Annotated in this window: 10 protein-coding genes and 1 pseudogene; 2 read left to right on the forward strand and 9 right to left on the reverse strand. The window is 71.1% G+C overall.

The genetic code is table 11. The features are described 5' to 3' along the window. The 4 genes from OXS49_RS24005 to OXS49_RS24020 all read right to left on the reverse strand — a co-directional run bounded on the left by OXS49_RS24005 (position 1) and on the right by OXS49_RS24020 (position 3236). Entirely contained in the window at positions 1 to 1701 is a 1701-nt protein-coding gene (locus OXS49_RS24005; protein ID WP_267427176.1) for a lysine--tRNA ligase, read from the reverse strand. 129 nt (positions 1702 to 1830) lie between these two features. After that, positions 1831 to 2109, reverse strand: coding sequence for a type II toxin-antitoxin system RelE/ParE family toxin (locus OXS49_RS24010; protein WP_267427177.1), 279 nt, complete (start codon positions 2107 to 2109; stop codon positions 1831 to 1833). Next, entirely contained in the window at positions 2106 to 2333 is a 228-nt protein-coding gene (locus tag OXS49_RS24015; protein ID WP_267427178.1) for a hypothetical protein, read from the reverse strand. Before OXS49_RS24015 ends, OXS49_RS24010 begins: the two co-directional genes overlap by 4 nt. A gap of 78 nt (positions 2334 to 2411) precedes the next feature. Next, positions 2412 to 3236, reverse strand: coding sequence for a transporter substrate-binding domain-containing protein (locus OXS49_RS24020; protein ID WP_267427179.1), 825 nt, complete (start codon positions 3234 to 3236; stop codon positions 2412 to 2414). A 265-nt stretch (positions 3237 to 3501) separates the two neighbouring features. Here OXS49_RS24020 and OXS49_RS24025 point away from each other — a divergent pair, with 265 nt between their 5' ends. Together OXS49_RS24025 and OXS49_RS24030 are read left to right on the forward strand one after the other, a co-directional pair. Next, positions 3502 to 5409 carry a glycosyltransferase gene (locus OXS49_RS24025; protein ID WP_267427181.1) on the forward strand — a complete coding sequence of 636 codons (1908 nt, stop codon included), beginning with the start codon at positions 3502 to 3504 and terminating at the stop codon, positions 5407 to 5409. Between the two features lie 74 nt (positions 5410 to 5483). Next, positions 5484 to 5717, forward strand: coding sequence for a hypothetical protein (locus OXS49_RS24030; RefSeq protein WP_243998197.1), 234 nt, complete (start codon positions 5484 to 5486; stop codon positions 5715 to 5717). Positions 5718 to 5773: 56 nt separating this feature from the next. Here the strand turns inward: OXS49_RS24030 and OXS49_RS24035 are convergent, their stop codons facing one another. From OXS49_RS24035 to hflX, 5 genes and pseudogenes are all read right to left on the reverse strand, one after another. Then, a complete protein-coding gene (locus OXS49_RS24035) occupies positions 5774 to 5935 on the reverse strand; it encodes a hypothetical protein (protein WP_267427183.1) in 162 nt (53 codons plus the stop codon). Between the two features lie 55 nt (positions 5936 to 5990). Continuing rightward, positions 5991 to 6464 (reverse strand): annotated as a pseudogene (locus OXS49_RS24040) (PhnD/SsuA/transferrin family substrate-binding protein); the annotation flags it as partial. A 556-nt stretch (positions 6465 to 7020) separates the two neighbouring features. Then, the gene (locus OXS49_RS24045; protein ID WP_243998195.1) at positions 7021 to 7251 is read right to left on the reverse strand and encodes a hypothetical protein; all 231 of its coding nucleotides are present in this window, start codon (positions 7249 to 7251) and stop codon (positions 7021 to 7023) included. 441 nt (positions 7252 to 7692) lie between these two features. Further along, complete coding sequence (locus tag OXS49_RS24050; protein ID WP_267427184.1) at positions 7693 to 9081, reverse strand: adenylate/guanylate cyclase domain-containing protein; 1389 nt, start codon at positions 9079 to 9081, stop codon at positions 7693 to 7695. Continuing rightward, positions 9081 to 10493, reverse strand: coding sequence for a GTPase HflX (gene hflX / locus OXS49_RS24055; protein ID WP_267427186.1), 1413 nt, complete (start codon positions 10491 to 10493; stop codon positions 9081 to 9083). Before hflX ends, OXS49_RS24050 begins: the two co-directional genes overlap by 1 nt. Positions 10494 to 10791 lie beyond the last annotated feature (298 nt).

Here is a 10791-nt window from a genome sequence, read left to right on the forward strand (position 1 = left end):
TCAGGCCGCATTCTTGCCGGCCGTGAAGGCCTCGTGCTCGGCCACCAGCGCGCCCGACAGGGCCGCCGCGATCAGGCCCCGCGTCTCCTCGACGCCGTAAAGGGCCACGAAGGAGCCGAACCGGGGCCCCCGGGCCTCGCCGAACAGCACGTTGTAGAGGCTCGTGAACCACGCCTGCGACACGCCGGGCCGCCCGTCCGGGCTCTTGGCCTTGCCGGACGTGTCGGGGAAGTGGCGCCGCCCGACCTCGTAGACCGCTGCCTGCAAGGCCTCCGGATCGGTGGAGCCGGCATGGTCCGCCAGCGTCTCCGACAGATCCTCCAGGGCCGCTCGCTCCTCGGGGGTCGGCGCCCGATAGGTCTTGGCCGGCCGCACGAAATCCGAAAAATACGTCAGGGCGTGGACCACCAGCCGGTCGAGGCCCGGATGGGTCTCCGGCCCGGTCCGCGGCGCGTAGCGGCGGATGAAGCCCCACAGCACCGCCGGATCCTCGGTGTTGGCCACCGCTGCGAGGTTGAGCAGCATCGCGAAGGTCAGGCTCGCGCCCTCGACCCGCTCGGGCTCGGGCGGGGTGCCGGCGTGCAGGTGCCAGACCGGGTTGCCGAGCCGCAGCTTCGTGTCCTGGCCGGCGTAGCGGTCGAGGAAGCCGATATACTCGTCCACGTGCCGCGGGATCACGTCGAAGAACAGGCGCTTGGCCTCGCGCGGCTTGGTGTACATGAACAGGCTCAGGGATTCCGGCGTGCCGTACTTGAGCCAATCGTCGATCGTCAGGCCGTTGCCCTTCGACTTCGAGATCTTTTGGCCCTTCTCGTCCAGGAAGAGTTCGTAGTTGAAGCCCTCCGGCGGCTCGCCCCCGAGCGCCCGGGCGATCCTGCCCGAGAGCTTGACCGAATCGATCAGGTCCTTGCCGGCCATCTCGTAATCGACGCCGAGCGCGACCCAGCGCATCGCCCAATCGGGCTTCCATTGCAGCTTAGCGTGGCCGCCGGTCACCGGGGTCTCGTAGCGCTCGCCGGTGGCGGGATCGCGCCACACGATGGTGCCGCTCTTGGCCTTCACTTCGTCGATCGGCACCTGCATGACGTGGCCGGTGACCGGGTGGAGCGGCAGGAACGGGGAATAGCTCGCCGAGCGCTCCGCGCGCAGCGACGGCAGCATGACCTCCATCACGGAATCGTAGCGCTCCAGCACGCGTAGCAGCACCGTGTCGAACACGCCCGCGCGGTAGCATTCGGTGGCCGAGCGGAACTCGTAACTGAACCCGAACGCGTCGAGGAAGCGGCGCAGTTCGGCGTTGTTGTGCGCCCCGAAGCTGTCATGGGTGCCGAACGGGTCCGGCACGCGGGTGAGCGGCTGATTGAGATGGGCGGCCAGCATCTCGCGATTCGGCACGTTGTCGGGCACCTTGCGCAGCCCGTCCATGTCGTCCGAGAAGGCCATCAGCCGGGTCGGCACCGCGTCGCGGGTGAGCACCCGGAAGGCGTGCCGCACCATGGAGGTGCGGGCGACTTCCCCGAACGTACCGATATGCGGCAGGCCCGAGGGGCCGTAGCCGGTTTCGAACAGCACTTCTTTCTTGCCGGTCTTCTCAAGCCGCGCCACGAGCTTGCGCGCCTCCTCGAAGGGCCAGGCGGCGGCGGTGGTGGCGGCCTCGATGGTGTCGGGATCGAGTGTCAGGGCTGGGGGAGCGGGGGGCATGTCTTCTGGGATGAGCGCGAATTGGGAGCGCGCACCCTAGAGCGGTTCGCACCGGAGCGGAACGCCCGGCGGTGCAAGGCGGGGATTCAGGGCCGCGGACCAGAGGCGACACGGCGCCTCCGCTGGCGTTCAGGTTTGCGGCTGCCGAGCGGTGTGTCGAATCCCGAGGACGATGATCTCGTCATCGGCAACGCGATAGGTGATGGCATAGGGATACGGACGTGCCGCGACGGGCCTGATGCCGCCGCGGGCGGTCATCGAACCCACGAAGGGATGGTGCAGCAGAAGATCCATGAGCGCTCGCAGACGCTTCTGCACACGACGAGCCCCTTGCGGGTTCCGCTGGGCGCAGTAGGCGAGCACGCTATCGAGCTGGTCGGCCAAGGGGCGGATTAGACGCAGTCTCACAGCCCATGCTTGGCCCAAATGGCGCGCACCTCCGCATCCGTGGCGTAGTCGCCACGTGCAGCCGCAGCTTCGGATTCGTCGAGTTCCGCCTCCTCCTCCGGCATAAACCGATAGACGGAAGCCCCATCATCCACGAAGGCCAGCATCAGCCGGGCAATCTCGTCCTGCATCTCCGGTGCGAGGACCCGTGCCTTCGCCACGGCCTTCTCGAGCAGATCCGTCATGCGCCGCTCCTGATCCATGGAGACCCGACGCCGTGCAGGATTCCCGCTTCGCGCTTCCAGTGGAAGCCTTGGTGTGTCTCAGAACGGGCTCACCGGAAAGAACCGCAGGTACAATTCGGTGTACTTGCCGTCGTCCCAGACCCGCTGGAGCGCATCGTCCAGGGCGCGCGAGAGGGCCGCGTCCTCCGGGCGGGTGATCAGGCCGATCCCCTCCCCAAAATAGCGGTTCTCCAGGTAGTCGCCGCCGGTGAGCGCGCAGCAATTCTCCGCGTCCTGGCCGCCGATATAGAGGGCGAGGTTGAGGCCGTCGGCGAAGAGGTAATCGATCTCCCCACGCTTGAGCGCGCCCTCGGCCGCCGTCAGGTCGGTGAAATCTTTCGGCACCGCCTTCGGGAAGAACGCCTTGAGGTAGGCGGCATGCGCGCTGCCGGCCATCACCCCGACGCTGCGGCCGGCGAGTGCCGCAGCCGAGGGGACCGGCAGGCCCTTGTCGGTCCGGGCCGCGAAGCGCGCGGCCCATCGGAAATACGGGCGGGTCGCCAGGAATTTCTCGCGCAGGCCCGCCGTCAGGGGGATCGCGGCGGCGACCACGTCGCCCTGCTTGGTGTCCAGCGCGTCCAATAGGGTATCGAAGCGGCGCGCCTGAACCGTGCAGGTGATGGCCAGTTTCTCGCAGACCGCGCGGGCGAGTTCGACCACGAAACCCGTCGGGTTGCCGTCTGGGCCGGCGAAGTGCAGCGGCGGGAACTCGTCGTCGGTGAGGAAGCGGACCGCCCGGCCGGTCTGGGGGGCCTCGACCCGCTCGCCGCGGCTGCGCGGATTCCAGAAATTCGGCACCGTGACGACGGGCGTCGCAGCCTGACTCTCCGCCGCCGCGGCGCTCCGTGGCGGCCCGCCCCACACAATGCACAGGGCGAATGCGAGCGCGGCCGCCGCGAACCGGATGGGACTGCACCGTCCGCCGTGCCGCGCCGCGCGGGCGTTCCCCGGACGAGACGCAAGGTCAGCGCAAGAGAGCGGGCCTAGACTGGGCCTTAGAGCCGCCTTTGAGCGCGCCACATCCGTGGGCGCTTCCGAGAGGTGGGCTGTGCTCCGATCGGAGCGTGGGGACAGGGACTGGCTCACCCGCCGTCCCTATCACGTCCGGGGGCCACCGGGGGAGCGTGGCGTGCCGTTCCATCGCTCGTCGGCAGGGCCGGGGGGCCTGCCGCCGGAGATCGCCTTCCTGCGGGGGGAGGGAGTCGAGAGCCGGCTGCTGATCCGGGCCGCCGCCGACGCGGCCAAGGCCGGCACAGATGCGGCGACCGCGCTGCTGAATGCCGGCCTGATGGAGGAGGCGGCGTATTACCGTGCCCTCGCCCGGGCGCTCGGGGCCCCCTATCTGGCCGGCCCGATCCGGTTCGGTCCGGGCCTGCGCTTTCCCGAGAGTCTGGTCACCGGTCTCGCGCCGCTGGCCTCTGACTCGGCGGTGCCCTGGGTGGTGGCGCCGCGCGGCCAGATCATCGCGAGCCTGCTCGGCAGCCCACGCCGGATCGGCCCGGTGGCTATCACCAGCCCGACCCACCTGCGCGAGGCTGTGTTCGCCGCGATCCCGAAGCGGGTGGCGGATTACGCCACGCAGGATCGCGCGTGGCACGCGCCCGGGCAGGCGAATGCGCGCGAGTCCGCTGTCTGGTGGTTGCTGGTCCTGGCCCTCACGCTCACCGCCGGGCTCTCGCTCTGGGCCGCACTTCCGGCGCCGCTCGCCCGCGCGGTGGTGCTGATCGTGCAGAGCCTGTTCCTGGCCCTGACGACCGTCCGCCTCGCAGCCCTGGCGATCGCGGCCCCGATCACGGCTGCGGTGCCGCCCCTCACCGATTCCGCCCTGCCGGTCTACACCGTCCTGGTCCCCCTCTACCGGGAGGCCGCGGTGGTTCAGGCGCTGCTGCGGGCGCTGGCGGCGCTCGATTATCCCCCGGCCAAGCTCGACATCAAGCTGCTGATCGAGGCCGACGATCTGGGGATGCGGGCGATGCTCGCGCGGATCCCCCTGCCCGCCCGGTTCGAGGTGATCGTGGTGCCGCCGGGCGGCCCGCGCACCAAGCCGCGGGCGCTCAATGTCGGCCTGCCACTGGCCCGGGGGGACCTGCTCACGGTCTACGACGCGGAGGACGATCCTGATCCCGGGCAATTGCGCCTGTCCGCCGCGCTGTTCGCACGCCTGTCCGTGCGCACCGCCTGCCTCCAGGCGCGGCTCGTGATCGACAATGCCGACGATTGCTGGCTCACCCGCGCCTATGCCGTGGAATATGCCGGCCTGTTCGACGTGTTGAACCCGGCGCTCGCCCGGTGCCGGCTGCCGGTCCCGCTTGGCGGCACCTCGATGCACCTGCGCGTCCGGGTCCTCCGGGCCCTGGGCGGCTGGAATGCCCACAATGTCACCGAGGACGCCGATCTCGGGATGCGGCTGGCGCTCGCGGGCTACACGGTCGGCGACCTGCCGAGCGCCACCGCCGAGGAGGCGCCCAACCGGTTCAGGCCGTGGCTCGGCCAGCGCATCCGCTGGCTCAAGGGCCTCGTCCAGACGAGTCTCGCCCACGGGCGCAGCCCGTTCTCCAATGCGCGCCGCCTCGGTCCGCTGGAGACGCTCTGCGCGGCAGCCCTGGTCCCCGGCACCGTGGTTTCGGCCCTGGTCTACCCGGCCTGTCTCGCGGCGGCGATCTGGGCCTTTCTCGTCCGCGAGATCCCGGCCGCCCCCCGCTTCCTGGACAATCTCGACACGGGGCTCGCGATCACCCTGTTCGGGACGGGGCTCGGGGCCCTCATCCTCCCCGCCCTGCTGGGCTGCATCCGCCGCGGCTGGGGCAATCTCGTCCCGTACGCCCTGGGGATGCCGGTCTACTTCCTGCTGGTGAGCGTGGGGGCTTGGCTGGCGCTGGTCGAGTTGGTCCGCGCCCCGGAGCACTGGAACAAGACGCAGCACGGCCTGGCGCGCACCTCGCGACGCGGCCATCTGCGGCACCACGCGCGAGCCGGCGCCCGGAAAACCCGGCGAGTCCTGATCGCGATCCGCCGGACCCGGCATGCGACGCGCTGACGACGCCGGCGCAACGCTTCGCGCATCCGCGTCGTTGTCGTCTTGGTATGTCTCATCAACCCTGGATCGTCATCATGGCCACGATCGCGATCCTGATCGGCACGAAGGCGGGGGCGCGCCTGCTGGCCGCCGGCTCCGAGCGGGAGGCGGCCCTGTCGGCCGAGGCGTTCCTGCTGCGCCTGCCCGTCCGGGCCCTGCCGGCGCCGCTCTGGGTGCAATGCGCCGATCCGGCGGTGAGCGGGCGGCTGACCGGCTATCTCAACGCCCTGCAGGCCGAACAGGTGCGCGAGCGCGGCGCCGGACCCTGACGCGATCGCGAAGCACCCGGCCGACGCGATCGCGAAGCAGGCCGCGCAGACCCGGATCAGGCCCCCGCGTGGAAGGGCTTGAGCCGCGCCGGATCCCGATCCTTTGCCGGCGCATCGCGGACGATCCGGCCCGCCTCCGGAACCACGATCCGGTCGGTATGGGCCAGCGCCCAGGCCGGTGGACCGGCCGACCTCGACCAGGGGCGCGTCGGCGGCATTGGTCGCGGGGATGAATGTCGAGCGCCCGAACGGCTCCTGGATCGCCGGATCGGTGATGCCGGTGAGCGCCGCCCGCAAGCGCTCGGTGAAGCCCGAACCCTCGGTCTGGTCCCTGTCGCCCCGGACGGTCCATTGTTCACCGGGGACGGTCGGGCTCGCCCCGATCACCGAGACGGTTTGTCGGTCGACCTTGCCGGCCTTGGTGTCGCGGTCCCAGACCGAATCGTCGACGGCGCCGACCGCGAAGGCGCCGGACTGGACGAACTGGAGGGTGCGGCTGTGATCGCCCGTGACGCCGACCCGGGCCAAAACCTGCTCGGGGCTCGTCCCCGGAAAAGCCTGCCGGATGAAGTCTTCCGGCATCAGCCGCCCGGAGGTCGAGGCGCGGGCGCCGAACGTGAAGGTTTTTCCCGCGATGGCCTTCGGGAAGTCCGTATCGGGTTTCAGCCCGGTGGCGGCGTTGGCGATGCGGTCGGTCTTGAACGCCGCGTCCTCGGCGCCCTGCGCGATCGCCTGGGCGCTCGGCACGGCCTTGCGGGCCTGGACCCCGGTGACCGCCGCCGGGTAGCTCTTTACCGCGAGCTAGCGCACCGGCACGCCGAGCTTGGCTTCGAGGGTGGCGGCGACCGTGCCGAAGCGCGCGACGAGGCGGCTCTCGTCCTGATCGGGGATGCCGGTGAAGACCAGGGGTGGGACCGGCTTGGTCTGGACCTACGCGGGTGCGATTGTGGCGAGCGCTACGAGGCATCCCAGGGCGAACCGCCCCAACCGTCCCGCTCCCAGCATCCCATCCTCGCGGTGCGGCCCCTGCACGGGTGGGGGCTAGAGACCGGGGGCGTAACAGAAGCTGCGGGCGCGGGCACCCGCATTGACGGGAGCGCCCTGTGTCGTGCGGATGGTGCCAGTTCTGGTTTCGAAAGGTCGAGACCTTTCGCGGGTCCGGGACAGAGCCCTGGAGACCGTCTCAGGGCCCAAAATCTCAGGGCTCTGCCCTAAGAACCCGCCAAAGGGCATGGCCCTTTGGAAGCCCAGGATCCCCGGTTCGAACGGGCTCTGAGACTGCTCGAACCGGCGGATGCGATGCTCAGCGCATATGACGGCGCATCATGTGATGACGGTGGTGGTGCCGGTGCATCATGCGGTGGCGCATCATCCGCGACTGCATCCGGGCGTTGCGGTGCATGCCGCCCATATTGGTGTTGCCCGTGGCGGCGGCGTTGCGGTCGAGGCCGTCGCCGGGGGCGGCCAGGGTCGGGCTGGCGGCGCCGAGGACGAGGCCGAGCGCGAGCGTCGCGCCGAGGATGAGCTTGTTCATAGACTTTCCGTTCTCCGCGACGCTGCGCCGCGACGACCGAACGGATTCAAATCCTTTCGGGTTCCGGCACCGGGCGTCATGGCGTGGGGCGGCTCAGGCCATGGCGCCGGGGGCGGGCTACGGGAGCCGCACAGCGCCAGCGGATAGCGACGCGGGCGGCAGAGCGTGGCCTTCTCCCTCTCCCCGCGTGCGGGGAGAGGCCCGCATGGACCTCGTCGTCCATGCGGGAAGCGCAGGCGAAGCCTGAGCGGCGGTGAGGGGCGATTCCGGAGGAGTCTCGTCCTCAACCGCCCCCTCACCTTCGGCTGCCGCCTCACATCCTGCTCCGACGAGGGGGCAGGAAGCCCTCTCCCCGCAAGCGGGGCGAGGGGATGCACACGCGGCCATCGTCGGCGGACGACATGTGGATCTGCAGGCCCCCACGCGAGCGGGGCCCCGCGCTCAGCCCTGAGCCGGTGCGGACGGACCCGATGCGGGAATCCGCATGCGCGGAAGGGCCGGATCGGGATCCGGCTCCCCCGCCACGGCGAACAGGGTGAGCGGCTCGGGCAGCACGGCCCCCGGCACCGGAACCGCCCGGATTCCCTCCGGCAGCGCCCCACGTAAAAGATCCACAAAATCCCCTGAGGCGGCGAGTTCGAGCTCGGCCGCCTTGGCCTGGGCCTCGATCCGCGACAGGGCGTTCATGGCCGGGCCCAGCACCGTGTATTCGGCCCGGACCCCGTCGTCGAACACCCCGACCAGCAGGTCGCCCGCGTGCAGCGCGACCACGACCCGCAGGGTGAACAGCCCCTCCGCGGCCCGCGCCGCGTTGAGGGCCGCGATCCGGCGGCGGAGCGACAAGGCGCAGGCCAGCGCCGCCCGCGCCTGCGCGTCGGGCGAGCCGACCACGAACTGCACCAGCACCGCGTCGCCGATATACTTGTCCACGAGGCCCCCCGCCTCGGCCACCGCCGCCTGCGCGGCCGCCCGCACGGCGAGCAGCGCCAGCACCATGGTCTCGGGCGGGTGCTCGCCCGAGAGCCGGGAGAAGCCGCGGATGTCGAGGATCATCAGGCAGGCGTGGCGCCGGTGGACGCCCAGCGCCGAATCGCCGCCCTCGGCCGAGAGATCTAGGGCGACCGCGTCGGGCACGAAGCGCGCCAGCAGGGTCCGCTCGTGCTCCATGCGCAGGGCCCGCGCCACCGCGGCGCGCAGGCGGACCACCCCGTCCACCACCAGCAGGCCCGCCGCCGCGAAGGTGGCCAGCCCCGTGAGCTGCGCGGTCGGGAAGGTTTCTTCGTTCGGGAACAGGTCCGGATGCAGCAGCCCGATCAGGAACGTCGCGCTCCAGCAGGCGATGACGACGCCGCAGAACACCACGGTCTGGGCCACCCGCATGCTCAGGCCGGTCTGGAGCAGGAGCAGGAAGGCCGGGAGGCGGCTCACCGCGTCGGCGCCGAGGCCCGCCCCGCCGCCGGCCAGCATGTGCTCGATCAGCACGTAGACGGCGAGCCCCGCGTTGAGCCCGGTGCCGGCCCAGCTATAGGCCGACGCCGCCGGCCCGCCGCCCCGCTCGCGCAGCCCGAACCAGACCGTGCCCAGGCCGTAGAGGGCGAGGATGAACCAGTGGCTCAGGGCGTGCAGCGAGCCGTCATAGGCCTGGGCCGCCATCAGCAGCACCAGCACGATCACGATGCGCAGGCCGAGCAGGCGCAGGCCGCCACCGGCCTGCATGGCCCGCAGCACCGCGTCCTCGTCCTGATCCGGCGGCACCGGGCGGTGCGCGACGGGGGTCCGCGCCGTCCGCAGGCCGGGGAGCGGCGGGTTGCCGGCGCGGCCTGAGGCCATCAGCCGCCCCGGCCGAGGCGCCGCGCCGCCGTGAACCGGTTGAGGAAGCGCGGCTCCTTCTCGGGGGCGATCCGCACCGCCAGATGCAGGGTGCCGTCGGCCTCCGACCGGCGGTCCAGAATCTCGGCGTTCTCGTAGAGCCAGTTCAACGCCGCCCCGTCCTCCGGCGGCAGCGCCACCGCGAAGCTCGCGCGGTTGCGCGCGATCCGCGCCTCGATCCGGCTGGTGAGGGCCGCGAGCCCCTCCCCGGTCAGCGCCGAGACCAGGACCGGCGCCGCGCTGTCGCGGTCGTTGCGGGTCCTGGCCTGGCCGCTGAGGTTCAGGAGCCGGGTGCGCTCGTCGTCGTCGAGCAGATCGGCCTTGTTCCAGACCTCGATGATCCGGTCGGCGCTGGTCTCGATGCCGAGTTCGCGCAGCACGTCGCCGACATCCTCGGCCTGGGCCTCGGAATCGACGTGGGAGACGTCGCGCACGTGGAGCAGCACGTCGGCCTCGATCGCGTCCTCCAGGGTCGCCCGGAAGGCCGCGATCAGCGCGGTCGGCAGGTCGGAGATGAAGCCGACCGTGTCGGACAGGATCACGGTCTCGCCGTGGGGCAGCTTGGTCGCCCGGGCGGTGGGATCGAGGGTGGCGAACAGCATGTCCTTGGCGGTGACCTCGGCCTGGGTCAGCGTGTTGAACAGGCTCGACTTGCCGGCATTGGTGTAGCCGACCAGCGCCACGATCGGGTACGGCACCCGCGCCCGGCTCTGGCGGTGCAGGCCGCGGGTGCGGACCACCGCGTCGAGGTCGCGCTCGATCCGGGTCATGCGCTCCTGGATCATGCGCCGGTCGGCCTCGATCTGGGTCTCGCCGGGGCCGCCCAGGAAGCCGAAGCCGCCGCGCTGCCGCTCCAGGTGGGTCCAGGACCGGACGAGCCGTGACTTCTGGTAGGCGAGGTGGGCGTGCTCGACTTGAAGGGTTCCCTCCCGCGTCGAGGCGCGCCGGCCAAAAATTTCCAGGATCAGGCCGGTGCGGTCGATGACCTTGGCGCCCCAGGCCTTTTCCAGGTTGCGCTGCTGCACCGGCGAGAGGGCGCAATCCATCACCACGAGGCCGATCTCGCGGGCGCGGATCAGGCCGGCGATCTCCTCCACCCGGCCCTTGCCGAGATAGGTCGAGGGGCGGATCCGCGGCAAGCTGATCGCGAGGCTCTCGAGCACGTCGAGTTCGATCGCGGCGGCGAGCCCCGTGGCCTCGTCGAGGCGGGCTTCGACGGAGCGGGTGGGCACGGCCTGCCCCGGCCCGGTCCCGTAGGCGCCGCGCGCCAGATAGGGGCCGATCACCAGGGTGTGGGTCGCCGCGGCGATCTCGCCCTCGGGGGCGGCCTGCGCCTGGAGACGGGCTTCGCCGGAGGTCAGCGTTTCGGTCATACGGCCTTTAGCGCCGCCGGGCGGCCGGCGGTTTCGTTGGAGCGATCGGATTCGTCAGAATGGGGATGCGGGCGGGCCGGGCCAAGATGGCGGACGGGGATGGCCGCAGATATCCGCAACGCGCACGCGGTGCCGCGTCGCGTGCTCTCCGCGGAGGCTACGCGCGGTTCGATCTGGTCGACGACTGCAGAGCAATCCAAGTCGAAGGCCACCGCGCGTCTCCCTCCCCCTCTGCGGGCTACGATATTAACACATCGTTGGCCGAGACGCGCTCTCCTCCCCCTTGCGGGGAGGAGTT

This window comes from Methylobacterium sp. GC_Met_2 (assembly GCF_026540795.1).
Lineage (GTDB): Bacteria > Pseudomonadota > Alphaproteobacteria > Rhizobiales > Beijerinckiaceae > Methylobacterium.

Excerpts from the sequence above, each read along its gene's own strand:
- OXS49_RS24005 (WP_267427176.1), bottom strand. The coding sequence starts at position 1,701 with ATGCCCCCCGCTCCCCCAGCCCTGACACTCGATCCCGACACCATCGAG.
- OXS49_RS24015 (WP_267427178.1), bottom strand. The coding sequence starts at position 2,333 with ATGACGGATCTGCTCGAGAAGGCCGTGGCGAAGGCACGGGTCCTCGCA.
- OXS49_RS24030 (WP_243998197.1), top strand. The coding sequence starts at position 5,484 with ATGGCCACGATCGCGATCCTGATCGGCACGAAGGCGGGGGCGCGCCTG.
- OXS49_RS24035 (WP_267427183.1), bottom strand. The coding sequence starts at position 5,935 with ATGCCGCCGACGCGCCCCTGGTCGAGGTCGGCCGGTCCACCGGCCTGG.
- OXS49_RS24045 (WP_243998195.1), bottom strand. The coding sequence starts at position 7,251 with ATGAACAAGCTCATCCTCGGCGCGACGCTCGCGCTCGGCCTCGTCCTC.
- OXS49_RS24050 (WP_267427184.1), bottom strand. The coding sequence starts at position 9,081 with ATGGCCTCAGGCCGCGCCGGCAACCCGCCGCTCCCCGGCCTGCGGACG.
- hflX (WP_267427186.1), bottom strand. The coding sequence starts at position 10,493 with ATGACCGAAACGCTGACCTCCGGCGAAGCCCGTCTCCAGGCGCAGGCC.